Raw genomic sequence first — 17924 nt, 5'->3', positions numbered from 1 at the left:
TTTCCACGTCATGCAAGAATTTCATCATCAACGGGCCCGTGCGCTGCTGGACAACGCCGAGGAAATCTTTACCGCCCAGCAGGTGTCCGACGCCGTGCGCCAGGTGGCCGACGACTTGAACGCGCGCTTCAACCAGCTCGAGGAATTTCCGCTCGTGCTCGGCGTGATGGGCGGCGCCGTCGTCTTCACCGGCAACCTGCTGCCACAGCTCACCTTCCCGCTCGAATTCGACTATATCCACGTGAGCCGCTACGGCGACGAAGACCGCGGCGGCGAAGTCGTGTGGAAGGTGGTACCCCGCTCGAATGTCGAGGGCCGCACCGTGATCGTCGTCGACGACATCCTCGACGAAGGTGAAACGCTGGCGCACGTGAAGCAGCGCCTGCTGGACATGGGCGCCAGGGAAGTGGTCATCGTCGTGTTCGCGGACAAGGCGATCGGCAAGACCAAGCCCGTGAAACCCGACCTGGTCGGCCTGGTGATACCGAACCGTTTCGTGGTCGGCTACGGCATGGATGCGTACAACTACTGGCGCAACCTGCCCGGCCTGTGGGCGCTCGACAACGCCGATTTGTCGAAGTGACACCCTTGATCGGGGCGGCAAGCTCTCCCACATAAGGCCAATGGGCACGGCGGGTTGTCTGGCATACCATTTTCGCCACTGACAACCCAACCGAGGTGCCCATCATGACGAATAACGCCAACAACCCGAAACTGGAAGTCCTGACGCCGCAGAACAGCCAGATCATCTTCATCGACCACCAGCCGCAGATGGCTTTCGGCGTGCAGTCGATCGACCGCCAGGTCCTGAAAAACAACACCGTCGGCCTGGCGAAAGCCGCCAAGGTGTTCAATATCCCGGCCACCATCACCACCGTGGAAACGCTGAGCTTCTCGGGCCACACCTATCCCGAACTGCTGGACGTGTTCCCCGGCCAGGACATCCTGGAACGCACCTCGATGAATTCGTGGGACGACCAGAAGGTACGCGACGCACTGGCGAAGAACGGCCGCAAGAAAGTGGTCGTGGCGGGCCTGTGGACGGAAGTGTGCAACACCACGTTCGCCCTGTGCGCGATGCTGGAAGGCGACTACGAGATCTACATGGTGTCCGACGCTTCGGGCGGCACGTCGAAGGAAGCGCACGACATGGCCATGCAGCGCATGATCCAGGCCGGCGTGGTGCCGGTGACCTGGCAGCAGGTGCTGCTGGAATGGCAGCGCGACTGGGCGCACCGCGATTCGTACGATGCCGTGATGAAGATCGTCAAGGAACACTCGGGCGCGTACGGCATGGGCGTCGACTACGCCTACACGATGGTGCACAATGCACCGCAGCGCACCACCTCGCAGCACGAAACGCTGGCGCCGGTGGCGGCGAAATAAAGCAAAAGGGGCCGGCGGCCTCGATGCCGTTAAGTTAAGCGTCATCCGGTACATTGGAAGCGCATGCGTTCACCCCAACGGCGAAGGGCTGGGGTCAGACCCGGCGGGTCTGACCCCAGAATTTGCACTTGGGGTGGACTAACTGAACGGCATTAGGCCAACGGCCCCTTTTCAATTACAGCGCCAGCCGCTTGCGCGCCGCGTCATACTCCGCCTTCAACCGCGCCACCATCTCCGCGGTGGTCGGCACGTCTTCCATCAATCCCACGCCCTGCCCGGCGCCCCAGATGTCGCGCCATGCCTTGGCGGTACCGGAGCCGAAGCTCATCTTGGTCTTGTCCGATTCGGGCAGCGCTTCCGGATCGAGGCCGGCGGCCACGATCGATTTTTTCAGGTAGTTGCCGTGCACGCCCGTGAACAGGTTCGTGTAGACGACATCGGCCGCCGACGATTCCACGATCGCCTCGCGGTACGCTTCGGTCACGTTCGATTCCTGGGTGGCCAGCCAGCGCGAACCGATGTACGCGAAATCGGCGCCCATCGCCTGCGCGGCCAGGATCGCATCGCCGGTGGCGATCGAGCCGGACAGCGCGATCGGACCATCGAAGAACTTGCGCACCTCGCCGACCAGTGCGAACGGGGACAGCGTGCCGGCATGGCCGCCGGCGCCGGCCGCCACCAGGATCAGGCCATCGACGCCCGCTTCCAGCGCTTTCTGCGCATGGCGGATCGAGATCACGTCGTGCAGCACGATGCCGCCATAGCTGTGGATCGCGTCGAGCATTTCCTTGGGCGGCGCGCGCAGCGACGAGATGATGATCGGCACCTGGTGACGCACACACACTTCCACATCGTGGGCGAGGCGGTCGTTCGACTGGTGCACGATCTGGTTGACGGCGATCGGGCCCACTTTCTTGTCCGGATTGGCCGCCTGGAACTCGGCCAGTTCGCGCTGCAGGTCGGTCAGCCACGTGTCGAGCAGCTCGGCCGGCCGGGCGTTAAGGGCCGGGAACGAACCGACGATGCCGGCCTTGCACTGCGCCGCCACCAGCTCGGGGCCACTGGCGATGAACATCGGCGATGCAATCACGGGAAGGGACAGGTTTTGCAGCACGGGAGGCAAGGCCATGGTCGACTCGCTGTTGATGAAGTTGATGGGATGGATCGAATCAAACGATTATAGACTTATAAAAGTACGATCGTGCGAATTCTAGACGTAACGCTCTACCACTGCTCGGCCGTTATACGTTCACGAGGTCGTCGCCCTCGACCTTCGCCGCCAGGCCCCGGACCAGCTGCTTGACGGCCCAGGCGGCGAGTTCTTCTTCCGACTTGTGCAAGTGCCGCCGGTTGGTTTCCACCACCAGCGGGATCGATGCCAGCAGCGCCCGCACGCCGGCCACGGGAATGCGCTGCCGCTCCAGCAGCAGGAATTTCAGCAAAACCTTCACCGCATATTCGGCGTTGTGGGCCGGCTTCGACGACAGGAAATCGAGCCGCCGCCGCGCCCGCGCCAGCGATGCCTCCACGTCCTCGAACATGGCGCCATGGCCGGGAATCACGAGGCGCACGTCCAGCGATGCGATCAGGTCCAGCGTGGCGCCCGCCTCGGCGAAGCCCTCCTCGCCTTCCAGCTCGGGAAAGATCACGCCGAAGCCGTTCTGCCACAGCGCGTCCGCCGACACCAGGATCCTGTGCGCGGGGCAGTACCAGATCAGAGAATGCGCATGGTGGCCGGGTGCGCCCAGCACGTGCCATTCGAGGTCGCCCACCGCCAGCACGTCGCCGGGCCGGACCACGCCGTCGATCGTGAAGCGCGGGCATTGCTGGCCGGTGGCGCGGAACGTCAGCGCCTCTTCGTCCCAGTGGCGCACCTTGGCTTCCTCGGCAGCCGGCACGAACGTATCGCAGCCGAAGTGCGCCTGCAGCAGTGCGTTGCCGCCGCAGTGATCGGAATGCAGGTGGGTGGTGAACAGCCGGTCGAGCCGGCGGCCCGGCAGCGCGTGGCGCACCAGCTCGAGCGTTTGCGGCGCGTGCGTCACGTAGCCGCTGTCGATCAGCGCCGTGTCATGGCGGCCGACCAGCAGCACATTGTTGGCGGAGAGCCAGCCGCGTTCGAACACGCGGATGGAGTCGGGTAAGGTCGTCATCGTTTTCCGGACAGCTGCCGGACGTCAGTCGAAGTCGATCGTCTGCTCGCGCAAACGCAACTGCGCCCACACGGCGCGCTTGTAGTCGTCGTCGGCACGCCCCCACGCCACGATCTCTTCGATCGTGCGCAGGCAGCCCTCGCAAAAGCCGGTGTCCCGGTTCATCTTGCACAGGCTGACGCAGGGCGACGGGACGGGCGTGACATGTTCCGGCAAAGCAGTTTTCATGATGCGGTAGCGTTCTGGCGAGGCTGTATTCTAGCCGATACAGTGCGGCACCCCGGATTGGCGAATTTGGCTATACTGGGCCAAAAAAGGCCCGTGGACCGCACGGAGCGCAGAGGAGACGCAGCACGGCGCGCGACGATCAGTATTCGTACCCGATGATTCGATCCCGATGATTCGATCCCGATGATTCGATCCCGATGAATCGAATACGATGAATACTTCGCCCGCACGGCTGGCCCGTTACCAACCTACGCCTCCACAGCCCCGGGGAACAGCATGAACGCAGGTCATCATTGGCTCAAGCAGATGCGAAAGACGGTCAGGCTGCTGTTCGGCAGCAGCCTGACCGGATCGTCCAGGGCGGCACACACGCCGCCGTCCCGTAACCAGTCCACTACATCGCCCACTACAGCGCCGCCCACCGCGGCCCAGTCCACAAAGGCGCACGCCGCGTCCACCCGTGCCACATCCGGGCGGCCCGGGTTCGACTTGCCCGACGCGGTCTTCGATACACCGACCGCCCCCGCAAGGCTGCCGCCGGGAGCCCACTTCATGAGCGGCGTCTATGCCAACGAGGCGGGCAGCCGTTCCTACAAGCTGTATGTTCCGTCCTGCTGGAAAGGCCAGGCCTTGCCACTGGTGGTGATGCTGCACGGCTGCGCGCAGGATCCGGACGATTTCGCCGCCGGCACGCGAATGAACGCGGTGGCCGAGGAACGGCGCTGCTTCGTCGTGTATCCGGCGCAGTCGGGGGATGCGAACAGTTCGCGCTGCTGGAACTGGTTCAGTGCACTCGACCAGAAGCACGGCCAGGGCGAACCGTCGATCATCGCCGGCATCGCGCGCGACATCATCGATACCTATCCAGTCGCACCGGGCCAGGTGTACGTTGCCGGCATGTCCGCCGGCGGTGCGATGGCCGTCATCGTCGGCACCCTGTATCCGGAACTGTTTGCCGCCGTGGGCGTGCATTCCGGCCTGCCGTTCGCTGCGGCGCGCGACCTGCCGTCGGCGCTGTCGGCGATGAAGCGCGGCGCCAGTGCCCGCGCGGTGAAAAGCGCCGGCCTGCCGATCATCGTGTTCCACGGCGACCAGGATACGACCGTCCATCCCGCCAACGGCGAGGAGCTGATGGCGCAGGGCTTGCGCAGCCACCCGCTGGGGCCGAAGGCGCTGCCGTCGCGCCTGGCCGGGCGCGTGCCGGACGGCCATGCGTACACCCGCACCAAGCACTGGCTGCACGACGGGTCGCCGCTGGCCGAGCACTGGGTGATCCACGGTGCCGGCCATGCCTGGTCGGGCGGCAGCCCGGCCGGCAGCTATACCGACGGCAAGGGGCCGGACGCGAGCCGCGAAATGATGCGCTTCTTCGCGACGGTGCGCGGTGGCTGAGCGCCCGACAAGCCGGGCCGCGTTATCGCCGCAATGCTTTTTACCGCCGCAGCGCCGCGATATGCGCCTTCAGGCAGTCCGGGCACCAGCAGCCCACGGCCGCCGTGGCGGTCTGCTCTACCTTTGCCCCATCCTGTCGCGGAACCGGAACGACGGGCGGCAGATGCGTGCACCAGCACGGCGCCTCATCGCCGCCGGCCTCGCTACTGGCTTGGTTATCCGCCATCGCGCAGTGAAAAGTGGCGCCGCAGCGCTCGCAGGTGCTCATCGTGCCGAGGCTAATCGATCGTATCGGGAATGACAACTTATTTGATGCGGATTTGGCTCTATAATGCGCGTCAAAATCTTCGTTGCCGGCCGTTACAGGCCGGTGGCATGCGGCCTTCCAGACCGCTTCGCTGTAAAATCGTTCCACACTCTTTACCGGACCCGCCATGAGCCAACTGTCGAATTTGAACCTGGATGTGCCAGCCGATGACCTCGCCGCCGTTTCCCCGGCAATCAAGGCGCAGATCCTCGCGGAGGCGCTGCCTTACATCCGCAATTTTCATGGCAAGACCATCGTCATCAAATACGGCGGCAACGCCATGACCGATGAGCGCCTGAAGCATGGCTTCGCGCGCGACGTGATCCTGCTGAAACTGGTCGGCATGAACCCGGTGGTAGTGCACGGCGGCGGCCCGCAGATCGACAATGCGCTGAAGAAGATCGGCAAGCAGGGCACGTTCGTGCAGGGCATGCGCATCACCGACGAGGAAACGATGGAAGTGGTCGAGTGGGTGCTCGGCGGCGAAGTCCAGCAGGACATCGTCATGCTGATCAACCACTACGGCGGCCAGGCCGTGGGCCTGACCGGCAAGGACGGCGGCCTGATCCGCGCACGCAAGATGGCCATGCCGGACAAGGAAAACCCCGGCCAGTACCTGGACATCGGCTTCGTCGGCGAGATCGACGCGATCAACCCGGCCGTCGTCAAGGCGCTGCAGGACGATGCGTTCATCCCCATTATCTCGCCGATCGGTTTCGGCCAGGATGGCCAGGCCTACAACATCAATGCCGATGTCGTGGCGGGCAAGATCGCCGAGATCCTGAAGGCTGAAAAACTGATCATGATGACCAATATCGCCGGCGTGCAGGACAAGACCGGCAACCTGGTCACCGACCTGTCGGCCCGCGAGATCGACGAGATGTTCGCCGACGGCACGATCTCCGGCGGCATGCTGCCGAAGATCTCGTCCGCCCTCGATGCCGCCAAGTCGGGCGTCAACACGGTGCACATCATCGATGGCCGCATCGAACACAGCCTGCTGCTGGAAGTGTTGACCGAACAGGCATTTGGCACTATGATCCGGTCTCACTAAAAAAAACGGGCGGTACAGCCGCCCTTTTTTGCAGTGAGACTCAATATCCGCAGTACCGATGCCCTTTTAGCTCAGTGGTAGAGCACTCCCTTGGTAAGGGAGAGGCCACGTGTTCAATCCACGTAAAGGGCACCATCTTCCGGGGCACCATCTTCCGGGGCACCATCTTTCAAGCACCGGACGCACGATCACTTCACGCAGTATCTCCACACGCAGTACTTCACACGCCGTACCTCCTCACAGCACCTCCCCGCAAGTCATCTTCCCGGCAGTATCCTCGCCTGGTATCGCCCGTTCTTCGTTCGCGTTTCCCTGTTCGTTCGCGGTTCTTGGTCCGCTCAGTACACCCGCTCCACCCGCAAGCCCTGCCGCCGCAGCAGTTCCGGCACGCTGTTCCTGCCGACCAGGTGCAGTACCCCGATCGCGACCACGCTCTGCTTTTCGCGCGCCAGCAGTTTCACGATGCCGTCCGCCAGCAGCGGATTGCGCTCGTCCAGCAGCACGCGGCTGACGAAACGGCCGGAGAACGTATCGTCCGTAGCGGTCTTGGCGGCGATGCGGTCCAGCGCGGCCTGGTCGGCCGTGGCCCACGCGGTGGCGATGGCGCGCGCGTCGCTGGCCTGCTCCCTGCCATCGATCGCATCGATCGTCTCCTGCAGGAACAGCGCCTGGTCGCCCGTGGTCATGCGTCCGAACAGGGCCATCTGCGCCTGCACCGATTCCAGTTCGACGATTTTCTGCTTGCGGGCCCGCGCGCCCTGCGACAGCCATATCTCCACGGCCAGGTCGGTCTGGTAACCCTGCCGTTCGAATTCGCGCACCGTCAGCAGGCTGGCCAGCATCCACGGCTTCATCGGCGCCACCGAGGCGGGCGGCACGTCGTACTGGCGCAACAGGCGCTCCAGGCGGGGCCGGTATGCGGCGGGCAAGTCGGCCGATGCCGGACCGCGGCCGGACGGGTACATGCCATATTCGCGCACCGCGCGGGCGATGGCGTCCTGGCTGCCCAGCGGATCGACTTCCAGCGCCAGCACGGCGGCGCTTTCCAGTGCCGCGGTAATCTTCGGTTCGAGCGGATAGAAGCTCTTCGTGCCCACGTGGATGGTGCCGAACAGCCATGCGACGTGGCCCGCGCTTCCCTGCGCCGCCTCGACGCGGAACAGCGCGCCCCGGTTCTGAACCGCATCCGCCGCCACCGCCCGCGCCGCCGGGCCCGTGGTAAACACGAACAGGCAACAAAACATCACTATAATCTGGCGTCGCATGGCTACCTTTGCAGTTCCGAGAGACGTGAATATTAAACCTTTGGCCCCGGTCTGGCTGTTCGACCTCGACAACACGCTGCACAACGCGTCGCACGCCATCTTCCCGGCGATCATGGCGAACATGAACACGTACATCGCCCGCGTGCTGGGCGACGGCACCACGCCGGCGCACATCGATGCCGTCAACGCCGCGCGCACGCTGTACTGGAAGCGCTACGGCGCCACCCTGCTTGGGCTGGTGAAGCACCATGGCGTCGACGCCGACCATTTTCTCGCCGAAACGCACGGCATGGACGACCTGCTGTCGATGATCCGCCATGAAAAGGGCCTCGGCCAGGTGCTCAGGCGCCTGCCCGGCCGCAAGGTGCTGCTGACCAACGCGCCGCACCGCTATTCGACGATGGTGCTGCGCCACCTCGGCATCCAGCGCCACTTCTCGCACCACATCGCGATCGAATCGATGCGCGTGCACGGCCAGTTGCGGCCCAAGCCGTCGAAGCTGTTGCTGCGCAAGGTGATGCGCCGCCAGCAGGTCGCCGCGCGCCGCTGCATCCTCGTCGAGGACACGCTGGCCAACCTGCGCACCGCGCACGCGCTGGGCATGCGCACCGCCTGGGTCACGCAATACCTGAAGGTGGGCGACCCGATCGGCACGGCCCATCCGCCCAAGCGCCTCACCCGCCCCGGCTGGGTCGACGTCAAAGTAAAATCCGTCAAACACCTGCCGGCACGGCTGTCCCGCCTGCGCCGCAATACCGTGATCGAATAATGGCAACCCAACCGTCCGGCCAGCGCAAGCTGCAAATCCTCCAGGCCCTTGCCGCGATGCTCGAGCACCCGAAGGGGGAGAAGATCACCACGGCCGCGCTGGCGCGCCGGCTCGAGGTGTCCGAGGCGGCGCTGTACCGCCATTTCGCCAGCAAGGCGCAGATGTTCGAAGGGCTGATCGACTTCATCGAGACTTCGGTATTCGGCCTGATCAACCAGATCACCGAACGCCAGCACGACGGCCTGGCGCAGGCCTGCGACATCCTCGCCATGCTGCTGCACTTCGCCGCCAACAATCCGGGCATGACGCGCGTGCTGATCGGCGACGCGCTGGTCGGCGAGGACGAGCGGCTGCAGCAGCGCATGAACGGCTTCTACGACCGCGTGGAACTGGCATTGAAGGGCGCCTTGCGGCAGGCCGCGGCCGATGCCGCTGCGGCGCCCGGCCCTGGCGGCGACCAGGAACGCGACATCGCCGCCCACGCGAGCCTGATGGTGGCCTTCGTGGTGGGCCGCTGGCACCGCTATGCGAAGAGCGGCTTCGCACTCTCCCCGGCGCAGGACGCGAACGCGCAGATCGCGCTGCTGCTGCGCTGAACCGATGCGCAAAGCCATGCCCCCCGAATGCTTCGCCCTGCTCGATGACGCCGCGGCGAATGGCCGTTCGCGCCTGCTGTCGGACCATGCGCGCACGCTGCGCTGCGCCACGTTCGACGCCTGGCCGGCACTGCTGCGCGACATGGAAGCGGCACTGGCCGAGGGACTGTACGCGGTAGCGCTGTGCAGCTACGAGCTTGGCCACCATATCGCCGGCATCCCGCCGCGCGAAGCGGGCGTGCCGCTGGCGCAGGTACTGCTGTTCCGCCGCTGCGAGCACCTGGACGGCGAGGCGGTGGCACGCTGGCTGGCCGGGCGGGTAGACGACAGCGGGGCTGGCGGCGGCGTTGCCGGCCTGGCCGGCATCCACGCCAACGTCACCGAAGCGGCATTCACGGCCGCGATCGCCCGCATCCGCGATTACATCGCCGCCGGCGACACCTACCAGGTCAACTACACGTACCGCCTGCGCTTCGATGCGTTCGGCGCGCCCTGCGCACTGTACCAGCGCCTGCGCGCGCGCCAGCCGGTGCCCTATGGCGCCCTGGTGCTGGCGGACGACGGCACGGCGGTGCTGTCGCTGTCGCCGGAACTGTTCGTGCGGCGCGCGGGCGATACGCTCACCGCGCAGCCGATGAAGGGCACCGCGCCGGCGGCACTGCCGGGCCAGGCCGACGACATCGATGCCGACAACGCGCGGCGCGCCGCCGCCCTGGCCGCGGACCCGAAGAACCGCGCGGAAAACCTGATGATCGTCGACCTGCTGCGCAACGACATCGGCCGGGTGGCCGTTACCGGAACCGTCAAGGTGCCGGCGCTGTTCGAGGTGCGGCGCTACAGCAACGTGCTGCAGATGACCTCCACCGTGCATGCGCAGGTGCGCCCGGATGCGACGCTGGCGGACCTGTTCACGGCCCTGTATCCCTGCGGTTCGATCACCGGCGCGCCGAAGCGGCGCACGATGGAGATCATCGCCGAACTGGAACCCGAGCCGCGCGGCCTGTACACCGGCGCGATCGGCTGGTTCGATCCGCCGCGGCCCGGCGCGCCGGGGGATTTCTGCCTGAACGTGCCGATCCGCACGCTGACCCTGCAGCCGCCAGTGGACGGCGTGCGGCGCGGCGAGATGGGCGTGGGCGCCGGCATCGTGTACGACAGCGTGGCGGCGGAGGAATACGCGGAGTGCCAGTTGAAGGCGCGCTTTCTCACCGGCCTGTCGAACGATTTCGAGCTGTTTGAAACCATGTACGCCACGCGCGAAGGCGGCGCGCGGCATGTGGAACGCCACCTGGCGCGGCTGGCGCGCTCGGCCCGCTATTTCGGCTTCGGGTGGGATGAGGCGGCTGCCAGGGCCTATATCGCGATCGGCTGCGAAGCGTTGCCGCCCGGCGCGGAGTGCCGCCTGCGGCTGGCCTTGAACGCGGCTGGTGGCTTCGCGGTGCAGAGCGGGGTGCTGGCGCCGGTGCGGCAGCCGGTGCGCGTGCTGCTGGCCGATGCGCCGACCGCCTCGGACGACCTGTTCCTGCGCCACAAGACGACGCTGCGCGCCGGCTACGACGCGGCATGGAAGGCGGCCGAAGCCCAGGGCGCGTTCGACCAGCTGCACTTCAACGAACGGGACGAACTCACCGAAGGGGGCCGCAGCAACGTGTTCGTGCGCATCGATGGCCGCTGGCTGACACCGCCGCTGACCAGCGGCCTGCTGCCGGGCGTGATGCGCGCCGTGGTGCTGGAAGCATGGGGCGCCACCGAAGCGGTGATCACGCGCGGCGCCCTGGCGCAGGCCGAGGATATCGTGGTCTGCAACGCGCTGCGGGGTGCGCTGCGCGCGGAAGTGGTGACCGGCGCAGCGTCAGTGTGAAGAACGGATGTAACGCGAAGCTGGCGAAACCGGGGACCGGCGGAACTACAGGCTGACGAAAGTGTTGAAGCCGCCCCAGAACATGCGCTTGCCGTCGAACGGCATCGATTCGGGCGTCATCGAATCCTTCAGGCGCGGATCTTTCATCACCTTCTCGTTGATCACATCGCGCTCCTCGCGCGAGTTGTAGACGATCCAGGAGAAGAACACGGTTTCATCCTCCTTCAGCTGCACGGCCTGAGGGAAGGACGTGACCTCTCCCGCCTTCACGTCGTCGGCAATACACTCGTGGAATTCCAGCGCGCCGTGCTCGCGCCACACGGCGCCGGCCGTTTCGGCCATCGCGCGATACGCTTCGATCTTGTCTTTCGGGACGGGGACGACGAAACCATCGACATAGGGCATGGTGGACTCCTTTGTGAAAGTACAGGTTCGCGGAGCGCGGCCGGCGGCCGCGCCCATGCAGCTTAGTCGACGGATGTGCCTGCAACAAGGAATGCTTTTCGGTAAGCGCCGGGCGAGGTCGCGGCCAGCCGCCGGAAGTGGTGCCGCAGGGTTTCCTCGGAGCCGAAGCCGGCCCGCTCGGCCACCTGCGCGAGCGGCAGCGGCGATTCCAGCAGCTCCTTGGCGATGGCCACCCGTTCGCGCGTCAGCCGTTCGACCGGTCCCATTCCGGTAGCATCCCGGAATTGGCGCTGCAGCGTGCGCGCGCTCATCGCCGCCCGTTCCGCCATCGTCGCCACCGTGTGCGCCTGCGCGGGATGCCGCCGCAGCCACTCCATCAGTTTTGCCAGGCGGCCCGCTTCGTCGGCAGGCATCGGCCGGGGCACGAACTGCGCCTGCCCACCCTCGCGATGCGGCGCCACCACGAGCCGCTGCGCCACCATGTTGCCGACCCGGGCGCCGTAGTCGCGGCGCACCAGGTGCAGCAGCATGTCCAGCCCGGCGGCGGAACCGGCGGACGTGATCACCTGCCCATTGTCGATGTACAGCGCATCGGCTTCGACCGCGATCGCCGGATGGCGCTGCGCCAGCCGTTCGGCATAGCGCCAGTGCGTGGTGGCGCGCTGGCCATCGAGCACGCCGGCCGCGGCCAGCACGAACACGCCGGAACAGATCGAGCACAGGCGCGCACCGCGGGCGTGGGCCGCGCGCAGGGCCGCCACCAGCGCCGGCGGTGGCGCTTCATCGGCGTTGCGCCAGCCGGGAATGATGATGGTGTCGGCCTTCTTCAGCAGGCCGGGCGCGTAGCGGGCCTGCACGGTGATGCCGCCGGCCGCGCGGATCGGCCCCCTCTCCACCGCGCATACCTGGAAGTCGTACCAGTCCACGCCCAGCTCGGGGCGCTCGAGCGCGAACAGTTCGACCGTGCAGCCGAATTCGAACGTGCACAGGCCATCGTAGGCCAGCGCGACGACCAGGTGGGGTTGGGTGGCGGGCAATGTCATGGCGCGATCTTAACGCAGATTGGCATCCGCGCCACTGCGCCGCATGGGCCGGCAGCCCGACAATGAAGCCTCGATGTCAACCCAACCAGCAAGGAGAAAAACATGTCGATCGTGACCGAAGTTCCCGCCGCCCCCGCCGACGCGGCACTGGCCCATTTCGAAGGTTCGCTGAGCTTTGAAACGGATTGCTGGGACGTGCACAGCGTGCTGGGCACGCCGCAGCAGGATTTCGTGGTGCTGGACGTGCGCGGTACCGAAAAATACGCCAAGGGTCATCTGCCGGGCGCCGTCGATCTCGCGCACCGCAAGATCATCGGTTCGAAGCTGGCGGAGTACCCGTCCGATACGCTGTTCGTGACGTATTGCGCCGGCCCGCACTGCAACGGCGCCGCCCGTGCCGCCATCCGGCTGGCGAGACTGGGGCGGCCCGTGAAGGTCATGCCGGGCGGAGTGACGGGGTGGCTGGACGAGGGGTTCGAGCTCGTCCGCGATTGATCAGGAAGCCAGCGCCTTCTCGATCGCGCCCACCAGGGCCTTGTCCTGCGGCGTCACCTTGCTCGGGAAGTTCTCGATCACCTTGCCGTCGCGCCCGATCAGGTACTTGTGGAAGTTCCAGCCGGGCGCCTTGCCGGTGGCCTTGATCAGGTCGGCGTACAGCGGGTTCGCCGCATTGCCGGACACCACGGTCTTGGCGAACATCGGGAACTTGACGCCGTAGGTGTTGAAGCACAGGTCGGCGATTTCCTTGGCCGTGCCCGGTTCCTGCTTGCCGAAGTCGTTCGACGGGAAGCCCAGCACCACCAGGCCCTTGCCGGCATATTTCGCATGCAGCGCCTCGAGGCCTTCATACTGCTTCGTGTAGCCGCAGTAGCTGGCGGTGTTCACGACGAGCACCACCTTGCCGGCATACTGGCACAGGTCCTGCGATGCTTCGTCCTGCAAGCGCTTGAACGAGCGGTGCAGGATGGCCGGGCAACTGGCGGGGCGGGCCGCCGCCGGAGCGGTTGCCGGACCGGCGGCCGGCGTGCCCGCACTGGGGGCGGCGGGTTGCTGCGCGAACGCGGAGGCGGCCAGCAAGCCAAACGCGGACGTGGCCGCGAACCTGAACAGAGTATTCATGTCGAATCCGACGAGTGGTGGTAAAAAGCCATTGTATGCCGGCTGGACTGCGCCGTGCCGGCTTCCAGAACATCAGGGACCATGAGTGCGGCACGCGTGCCGGTCAGGAGCGGTTCAATGAAGCGTGTTTCATCCTTCCGTCATCTCTGCGCGCTTGCCTCCCTGGCGGCGACGCTGCTGTCGTCGCTGGTGTTGTCGCTGCTAGCGGCTTCGCTCGCCCAGGCCGCGGCGCCCGCCGTGCCGCTGCCCGCCATGAAGACCGGCCAGCTGTCCGTGTCCGGCCTGTCGTCCGGCGGCTACATGGCGGTGCAGTTCGCCGTCGCCTATTCGGCCAGCGTGACGGGCGCCGGCATCATCGCCGCGGGCCCTTACTCGTGCTCGCGCGGCAACCTGGGCATGGCAACCATGCGCTGCAGCTGCACCAGCGGCACGCCCTGGTGCGGCGTCGCGCCGGGCGGCACCAATGTGCCGGAACTGATCCGGCTGACCGGCAGCTACGCCGCACGCGGCCGGATCGATCCCACGTCAAACCTGGCCAGGCACCGGGTGTGGCTGTTTTCCGGCCTGGCCGACAGCGTCGTGCCGATGGCCGTCATGAACGACCTGCAAGCGTACTACCGGCATTACCTCCCGCCGGAAAACATCCGCTACCGCAAGGATGTGCGGGCCCAGCATGCGATGCCGACCGAAAGCTTCGGCAACCGCTGCGACCAGCTGGGCGCCCCCTACATCAGCGATTGCGATGTCGACGGTGCCGGCGAGCTGCTGCAATGGATCTATGGCACGCTGATACCGAAGGCGGGCCATGGCGCCGCCGGCCGCCTGGTCGAGTTCGACCAGGCTGAATTCCTGGCCGACCCGGCCGCCCATGGCATGGCGGCCACCGGCTGGCTGTACGTGCCGCCCGGCTGCGAGCGCGATGGCGCCGGTTGCAGGCTGCACGTGGCCTTCCACGGCTGCAAGCAGACGTCGGCACTCGTCAAGGAAGCGTGGGTCCGGCATGCCGGCTATAACCCGTGGGCCGACGCGAACCGCATCGTGATGCTGTACCCGCAGGCCGCGCCGCTCCGGTTCAGGAACCCGAACGCGTGCTGGGACTGGTTCAACTACGACGACCCGGATTTCGCCGTGAAATCCGGACGGCAGATGCGGGCGGTCAAGCGGATGACCGAGCGGCTGATGACGGCGGAACGGCATGCCGGTGGGCACAATTGACCACTTGCGGGCACCCGCATCGGCCAAGCGTTCATCCGCATTTCAACCAGGCCGCCTCGGCAAATAACTTTTGTATAAAAATCGCTTGCTATTGCATAGTACACGATTTATTATCCTTTCATCGCAACACGGAATCAGCAGCAAACCACAGAATCAATAGCAAGCTACTTAATAGCCAGCTACTTACTTACATTGAACTCACCTGCCAAGGAGCCCTACCATGAAAACCATCGCTATCGCCCTCTCCGTCGCCGCCCTGTTCGCTTCGGTGAATGCATCGGCTACCACCCAGCTGACCCGGGCCCAAGTCATCGCCGACTACGCAGCCGCGGTGGCATCCGGCAATCGTCCGGCTGTTGACGATTCGTACGCTGGCTCATTCGCCGACGCCGTCTCGACGAAGACGCGGGAAGAAGTGCGCGCCGAACTGCACGTCGCCCAGCAACGCGGCGAGATCCTGGCAGGTGAGCAGTATCCGTTCGTTGCCACCGATGTGGCCGGCATCGGCAAGACCCGCGCCGAAGTCGCGGCAGAGCTGGCTGCCGATCGCCGGGCGAACCCCGAGATGGCGCTGGAAGGCCGCCTGTGATCCCAGTCGTCACCAATAAGTAGCACGCTATTTAATCGCTTATAAACCACCGATCTTATTCAAGGATACTGCCATGAAAGCCCTCGCCATCGCCCTCTCCGCCGCCGCCCTCTTCGCTTCCGCGCAGGTCTCGGCCCAGCAACCCGGTGAAGTGCCCCGCATCCACGTCAGCGCCGCCAGCACGGGCAACTCGTTTGCTTCGGGTGAACTGTATTCGGGCACCCACTTCGAGACCGTTTCAAGCAAGACGCGCGACCAGGTCCGTGCCGAATTGCGCATCGCCCAGGAGCGCGGCGAACTGGTGGCAGGCGAGCAGTATCCATTCATCGCGGAGACCGCACCGGGTCAAGGCAAGACCCGCGCCGAAGTGCAAGCGGAACTGGCTGCCCATCGCCTGAGCAACCCTGATCCGGTCTACGAGAATTGAGCAGGTGCCGCTGGGCTAGGCCAGGGCCGGGCTTGCCTTACCGATGCGCTGGAACGAATTGTCCATCAAGAAGCTTGACGGCCTCCGGCGTTATCCGCAAGTTTCAGCACCATCGGGCAACTGGCCGCCAGCGCGGGGCCGGCCTTGCGGGTAATCATCGCGATCGGGAAATTTCACGGCGTGATGGCGGCGACACGCCGAGCGCTGGCGAACTTGAACTATTTCACCCGCAGCTTGGCCAGCTTCGGATCGCCGGCCGGAAACGCCAGGCTCATGCCGCGCATCGTCTCGGCCAGCAGGGCCGCCACCGCGATATCGCGGTGCGGCTTCGAATCGGCCGGCACGATGTACCACGGCGCATGGGCCGCGTCGGTTTCGGCGATCGCCTTTTCATACGCCGCGTGGTATTCGGACCATTTCTCGCGGTGCGTCAAGTCTTCGGGATCGAACTTCCAGTGCTTCTCCGGATCGTCGATGCGGTCCTGCAGGCGCCGCCGCTGTTCGTCTTTCGAGATGTGCAGGAATACCTTGACGATGGTGGTGCCCGATTCGGCCAGCGTGCGTTCGAAGTCGCGGATCTGCGCGTAGCGGCGGCCCGCCTCGGGGCCGTCGATCCGGTCATACACGATCGGGTGCAGCACGTCCTCGTAATGGCTGCGGTTGAACACGGCGATCTCGCCCTTGCGCGGCACCTGCAGGTGCACGCGCCACAGGAAGTCGCGCGCGGTCTCGGCCACCGTGGGCACGTCGAACCGTACCGGCCGCAGGCCCATCGGATTGATCTTGCGGAACAGCTGGTGCACGGTGCCGTCCTTGCCGGCGCAATCGACGCCCTGCAGCACCAGCAGCACCTTGCGCTGGTGCTCGGCGTACAGCATTTCCTGCAAGGCCGCGATTTCCTTGTGCAAGCCCTTGCCGAACTGCCGGTCCTCGCGTTCGTCGCCGCTGCACAGCGGCGTCAGCGCCGCATCCTCGTCCACCAGCACGGGCCGGTCGCCGGCACGGAACAGTTTGCAGGCCTTCATCCATTCTCCCTGGGATAGCGCTGCGCGGCCACTTCGCGCAGCGTGGCAAGCATCGCTTCCGCCCCGGGCGACAGGCGATGCTGTTTGCGGGTGACGATACCATACAGGTCCATCGTCAGCCCCAGGTCATACGGGAGAACGGTGATCAGCCCCATGTCCAGGTAAGGCCGCACCAGTTCGGCGGGCAGTGCCGACACCATGCGGCTGCCGGCCAGCAGGTTGACGATGACGGGCAGCGCCATGGCTTCCACGGTGTCCGACGGCGGTTCCAGGCCATGCGACAGGAACAGCGCCGTCAGCCGGTCGCGCAGCACCGAGCCGGCCGGCGGCACGATCCACGGTTCGCCGGCCAGGTCGGCAAGGGTCAGCCCGGTGCGCGTGGCGAGCGGGTGGCCGGCGCCGGCAATCAGGCTGTGGGGTTCGTCCGTGACCGGTTCGAAATGCAGTTCGCCGGCGGCGTGCGAATCCTGCACGCGGCCGATCACGATATCCAGTTCCCCGGCGCGCAGCTTGTCGGTCAGCAGCTTGCTGGTATCGACCGTGACGGAGACGCGCACCCGCGCATGGCGCGTCTTGAGCAGCTTGATCGCATCGGGCAGCAGGCCGGCGGAAGGCGTCAGCACGGCGCCGATATTGACCTTGCCGGACAGGCCGGACAACAGTTCCATCACTTCCTGGTGCGCCGCATCCATCTCCGCCAGCGCGGCGCCGGCACGGCGGATCAGCACTTCGCCATACCAGGTGGGCAGCACGCCGCGCGGCAGCCGCTCGAACAGCTGCACGTTCAGCGCGTGTTCCAGTTCGGCCAGCAGCTTCGAGGCGGCCGGCTGCGTGAGGTTGGCCGCCTGCGCCGCATGGAGGATCGAGCCATGGCGGCCAAGTTCCACCAGCAGCACGAGCTGGCGCATCTTCAGGTGGGAGCGGACGAATCGGTCGGAAAGGATGTCGTGCATGGGGACTGACACTGCGAACCAAAGGCATCACCTGGATCGGGATGCCATTACCGGGGCAATTCCGATCACAGCCCTCTGCTTCTGGGTTGATCCTGCGGCGTTGTTGCACCGGCGGAGAAGGGCGTCAGCCATGATAGAGC

22 protein-coding genes, 1 tRNA gene and 1 pseudogene are annotated in these 17924 nt (G+C 65.9%); 12 read left to right on the top strand and 12 right to left on the bottom strand.

The window, feature by feature from the left end:
* Positions 1 to 10 precede the first annotated feature (10 nt).
* Together OU994_RS02230 and OU994_RS02225 are read left to right on the top strand one after the other, a co-directional pair.
* On the top strand, positions 11 to 583 hold the full coding sequence (locus OU994_RS02230) for a hypoxanthine-guanine phosphoribosyltransferase (RefSeq protein WP_131148355.1): 573 nt from the start codon (positions 11 to 13) through the stop codon (positions 581 to 583).
* Positions 584 to 687: 104 nt separating this feature from the next.
* The gene (locus OU994_RS02225; protein ID WP_281609453.1) at positions 688 to 1386 is read left to right on the top strand and encodes a hydrolase; all 699 of its coding nucleotides are present in this window, start codon (positions 688 to 690) and stop codon (positions 1384 to 1386) included.
* A gap of 175 nt (positions 1387 to 1561) precedes the next feature.
* On the opposite strand, the gene OU994_RS02220 is transcribed toward OU994_RS02225, so the two are convergent.
* The 4 genes from OU994_RS02220 to OU994_RS02205 form a co-directional block, all read right to left on the bottom strand.
* Positions 1562 to 2515 carry a nitronate monooxygenase family protein gene (locus OU994_RS02220; protein ID WP_281609452.1) on the bottom strand — a complete coding sequence of 318 codons (954 nt, stop codon included), beginning with the start codon at positions 2513 to 2515 and terminating at the stop codon, positions 1562 to 1564.
* A gap of 112 nt (positions 2516 to 2627) precedes the next feature.
* Positions 2628 to 3536 carry an MBL fold metallo-hydrolase gene (locus OU994_RS02215; protein ID WP_281609451.1) on the bottom strand — a complete coding sequence of 303 codons (909 nt, stop codon included), beginning with the start codon at positions 3534 to 3536 and terminating at the stop codon, positions 2628 to 2630.
* A 24-nt stretch (positions 3537 to 3560) separates the two neighbouring features.
* Positions 3561 to 3764: a DUF1289 domain-containing protein gene (locus tag OU994_RS02210; RefSeq protein WP_281609450.1), complete on the bottom strand. Its 204-nt coding sequence runs from the start codon at positions 3762 to 3764 to the stop codon at positions 3561 to 3563.
* A gap of 290 nt (positions 3765 to 4054) precedes the next feature.
* The gene (locus OU994_RS02205; RefSeq protein WP_281609449.1) at positions 4055 to 4318 is read right to left on the bottom strand and encodes a hypothetical protein; all 264 of its coding nucleotides are present in this window, start codon (positions 4316 to 4318) and stop codon (positions 4055 to 4057) included.
* Here OU994_RS02205 and OU994_RS02200 point away from each other — a divergent pair.
* Positions 4317 to 5156, top strand: a complete 840-nt coding sequence (locus tag OU994_RS02200; protein WP_281609448.1) for a PHB depolymerase family esterase — start codon at positions 4317 to 4319, stop codon at positions 5154 to 5156. The genes OU994_RS02205 and OU994_RS02200 overlap by 2 nt on opposite strands.
* Before the next feature lie 40 nt (positions 5157 to 5196).
* Here the strand turns inward: OU994_RS02200 and OU994_RS02195 are convergent, their stop codons facing one another.
* Positions 5197 to 5424, bottom strand: a complete 228-nt coding sequence (locus OU994_RS02195; protein ID WP_281611562.1) for a cysteine-rich CWC family protein — start codon at positions 5422 to 5424, stop codon at positions 5197 to 5199.
* 166 nt (positions 5425 to 5590) lie between these two features.
* Here OU994_RS02195 and argB point away from each other — a divergent pair, with 166 nt between their 5' ends.
* Together argB and OU994_RS02185 are read left to right on the top strand one after the other, a co-directional pair.
* Complete coding sequence (argB, locus tag OU994_RS02190) at positions 5591 to 6517, top strand: acetylglutamate kinase (protein ID WP_130186820.1); 927 nt, start codon at positions 5591 to 5593, stop codon at positions 6515 to 6517.
* A 60-nt stretch (positions 6518 to 6577) separates the two neighbouring features.
* Positions 6578 to 6652: transfer RNA gene (locus OU994_RS02185), tRNA-Thr, on the top strand.
* Between the two features lie 203 nt (positions 6653 to 6855).
* On the opposite strand, the gene OU994_RS02180 is transcribed toward OU994_RS02185, so the two are convergent.
* On the bottom strand, positions 6856 to 7761 hold the full coding sequence (locus OU994_RS02180; protein ID WP_281609447.1) for a TraB/GumN family protein: 906 nt from the start codon (positions 7759 to 7761) through the stop codon (positions 6856 to 6858).
* A gap of 19 nt (positions 7762 to 7780) precedes the next feature.
* Here OU994_RS02180 and OU994_RS02175 point away from each other — a divergent pair, with 19 nt between their 5' ends.
* From OU994_RS02175 to pabB, 3 genes are read left to right on the top strand one after another with little or no spacing between them, the layout of a single operon-like run.
* The gene (locus OU994_RS02175; protein ID WP_131148363.1) at positions 7781 to 8551 is read left to right on the top strand and encodes a pyrimidine 5'-nucleotidase; all 771 of its coding nucleotides are present in this window, start codon (positions 7781 to 7783) and stop codon (positions 8549 to 8551) included.
* Positions 8551 to 9147: a nucleoid occlusion factor SlmA gene (gene slmA, locus OU994_RS02170; RefSeq protein ID WP_131148364.1), complete on the top strand. Its 597-nt coding sequence runs from the start codon at positions 8551 to 8553 to the stop codon at positions 9145 to 9147. The genes OU994_RS02175 and slmA overlap by 1 nt, the downstream gene beginning before the upstream one ends.
* A 16-nt stretch (positions 9148 to 9163) precedes the next feature.
* Positions 9164 to 11008 carry an aminodeoxychorismate synthase component I gene (pabB, locus tag OU994_RS02165; protein ID WP_281609446.1) on the top strand — a complete coding sequence of 615 codons (1845 nt, stop codon included), beginning with the start codon at positions 9164 to 9166 and terminating at the stop codon, positions 11006 to 11008.
* Between the two features lie 45 nt (positions 11009 to 11053).
* Here the strand turns inward: pabB and OU994_RS02160 are convergent, their stop codons facing one another.
* Entirely contained in the window at positions 11054 to 11413 is a 360-nt protein-coding gene (locus tag OU994_RS02160; RefSeq protein WP_281609445.1) for a DUF1428 domain-containing protein, read from the bottom strand.
* Positions 11414 to 11475: 62 nt separating this feature from the next.
* Positions 11476 to 12456 (bottom strand): transcriptional regulator FtrA, encoded by a 981-nt coding sequence (gene ftrA, locus OU994_RS02155; RefSeq protein ID WP_281609444.1) that lies wholly within the window; start codon positions 12454 to 12456, stop codon positions 11476 to 11478.
* Between the two features lie 102 nt (positions 12457 to 12558).
* Between ftrA and OU994_RS02150 the strand changes: the two genes are divergently transcribed.
* The gene (locus OU994_RS02150) at positions 12559 to 12951 is read left to right on the top strand and encodes a rhodanese-like domain-containing protein (protein ID WP_281609443.1); all 393 of its coding nucleotides are present in this window, start codon (positions 12559 to 12561) and stop codon (positions 12949 to 12951) included.
* On the opposite strand, the gene OU994_RS02145 is transcribed toward OU994_RS02150, so the two are convergent.
* Positions 12952 to 13575, bottom strand: coding sequence for a glutathione peroxidase (locus OU994_RS02145; protein ID WP_281609442.1), 624 nt, complete (start codon positions 13573 to 13575; stop codon positions 12952 to 12954).
* 117 nt (positions 13576 to 13692) lie between these two features.
* On the opposite strand from OU994_RS02145, the gene OU994_RS02140 reads away from it, so the two are divergent.
* The 3 genes from OU994_RS02140 to OU994_RS02130 all read left to right on the top strand — a co-directional run bounded on the left by OU994_RS02140 (position 13693) and on the right by OU994_RS02130 (position 15806).
* Positions 13693 to 14790, top strand: coding sequence for a PHB depolymerase family esterase (locus OU994_RS02140; protein WP_281609441.1), 1098 nt, complete (start codon positions 13693 to 13695; stop codon positions 14788 to 14790).
* 220 nt (positions 14791 to 15010) lie between these two features.
* On the top strand, positions 15011 to 15379 hold the full coding sequence (locus tag OU994_RS02135) for a DUF4148 domain-containing protein (protein WP_281609440.1): 369 nt from the start codon (positions 15011 to 15013) through the stop codon (positions 15377 to 15379).
* 73 nt (positions 15380 to 15452) lie between these two features.
* Positions 15453 to 15806 carry a DUF4148 domain-containing protein gene (locus OU994_RS02130; RefSeq protein WP_281609439.1) on the top strand — a complete coding sequence of 118 codons (354 nt, stop codon included), beginning with the start codon at positions 15453 to 15455 and terminating at the stop codon, positions 15804 to 15806.
* 92 nt (positions 15807 to 15898) lie between these two features.
* Here the strand turns inward: OU994_RS02130 and OU994_RS31695 are convergent.
* The 3 genes and pseudogenes from OU994_RS31695 to OU994_RS02120 form a co-directional block, all read right to left on the bottom strand.
* Positions 15899 to 15997 (bottom strand): annotated as a pseudogene (locus OU994_RS31695) (aldehyde dehydrogenase family protein); the annotation flags it as partial.
* A gap of 27 nt (positions 15998 to 16024) precedes the next feature.
* Complete coding sequence (locus OU994_RS02125) at positions 16025 to 16831, bottom strand: PPK2 family polyphosphate kinase (RefSeq protein WP_281609438.1); 807 nt, start codon at positions 16829 to 16831, stop codon at positions 16025 to 16027.
* A complete protein-coding gene (locus OU994_RS02120; RefSeq protein ID WP_131148375.1) occupies positions 16828 to 17784 on the bottom strand; it encodes a LysR family transcriptional regulator in 957 nt (318 codons plus the stop codon). Before OU994_RS02120 ends, OU994_RS02125 begins: the two co-directional genes overlap by 4 nt.
* Between the last annotated feature and the right edge of the window lie 140 nt (positions 17785 to 17924).

It is taken from the genome of Pseudoduganella sp. SL102 (assembly GCF_027856995.1).
Taxonomy (GTDB): domain Bacteria; phylum Pseudomonadota; class Gammaproteobacteria; order Burkholderiales; family Burkholderiaceae_D; genus Rugamonas; species Rugamonas albidiflava.
This window is presented reverse-complemented; position numbering and strand designations above follow the sequence as displayed.

Coding starts and splice junctions, on each gene's coding strand:
- OU994_RS02230 (WP_131148355.1), top strand. CDS start 11: ATGCAAGAATTTCATCATCAACGGGCCCGTGCGCTGCTGGACAACGCC.
- OU994_RS02225 (WP_281609453.1), top strand. CDS start 688: ATGACGAATAACGCCAACAACCCGAAACTGGAAGTCCTGACGCCGCAG.
- OU994_RS02220 (WP_281609452.1), bottom strand. CDS start 2,515: ATGGCCTTGCCTCCCGTGCTGCAAAACCTGTCCCTTCCCGTGATTGCA.
- OU994_RS02215 (WP_281609451.1), bottom strand. CDS start 3,536: ATGACGACCTTACCCGACTCCATCCGCGTGTTCGAACGCGGCTGGCTC.
- OU994_RS02210 (WP_281609450.1), bottom strand. CDS start 3,764: ATGAAAACTGCTTTGCCGGAACATGTCACGCCCGTCCCGTCGCCCTGC.
- OU994_RS02200 (WP_281609448.1), top strand. CDS start 4,317: ATGAGCGGCGTCTATGCCAACGAGGCGGGCAGCCGTTCCTACAAGCTG.
- OU994_RS02205 (WP_281609449.1), bottom strand. CDS start 4,318: ATGAAGTGGGCTCCCGGCGGCAGCCTTGCGGGGGCGGTCGGTGTATCG.
- OU994_RS02195 (WP_281611562.1), bottom strand. CDS start 5,424: ATGAGCACCTGCGAGCGCTGCGGCGCCACTTTTCACTGCGCGATGGCG.
- argB (WP_130186820.1), top strand. CDS start 5,591: ATGAGCCAACTGTCGAATTTGAACCTGGATGTGCCAGCCGATGACCTC.
- OU994_RS02180 (WP_281609447.1), bottom strand. CDS start 7,761: ATGTTTTGTTGCCTGTTCGTGTTTACCACGGGCCCGGCGGCGCGGGCG.
- OU994_RS02175 (WP_131148363.1), top strand. CDS start 7,781: ATGGCTACCTTTGCAGTTCCGAGAGACGTGAATATTAAACCTTTGGCC.
- slmA (WP_131148364.1), top strand. CDS start 8,551: ATGGCAACCCAACCGTCCGGCCAGCGCAAGCTGCAAATCCTCCAGGCC.
- pabB (WP_281609446.1), top strand. CDS start 9,164: ATGCCCCCCGAATGCTTCGCCCTGCTCGATGACGCCGCGGCGAATGGC.
- OU994_RS02160 (WP_281609445.1), bottom strand. CDS start 11,413: ATGCCCTATGTCGATGGTTTCGTCGTCCCCGTCCCGAAAGACAAGATC.
- ftrA (WP_281609444.1), bottom strand. CDS start 12,456: ATGACATTGCCCGCCACCCAACCCCACCTGGTCGTCGCGCTGGCCTAC.
- OU994_RS02150 (WP_281609443.1), top strand. CDS start 12,559: ATGTCGATCGTGACCGAAGTTCCCGCCGCCCCCGCCGACGCGGCACTG.
- OU994_RS02145 (WP_281609442.1), bottom strand. CDS start 13,575: ATGAATACTCTGTTCAGGTTCGCGGCCACGTCCGCGTTTGGCTTGCTG.
- OU994_RS02140 (WP_281609441.1), top strand. CDS start 13,693: ATGAAGCGTGTTTCATCCTTCCGTCATCTCTGCGCGCTTGCCTCCCTG.
- OU994_RS02135 (WP_281609440.1), top strand. CDS start 15,011: ATGAAAACCATCGCTATCGCCCTCTCCGTCGCCGCCCTGTTCGCTTCG.
- OU994_RS02130 (WP_281609439.1), top strand. CDS start 15,453: ATGAAAGCCCTCGCCATCGCCCTCTCCGCCGCCGCCCTCTTCGCTTCC.
- OU994_RS02125 (WP_281609438.1), bottom strand. CDS start 16,831: ATGAAGGCCTGCAAACTGTTCCGTGCCGGCGACCGGCCCGTGCTGGTG.
- OU994_RS02120 (WP_131148375.1), bottom strand. CDS start 17,784: ATGCACGACATCCTTTCCGACCGATTCGTCCGCTCCCACCTGAAGATG.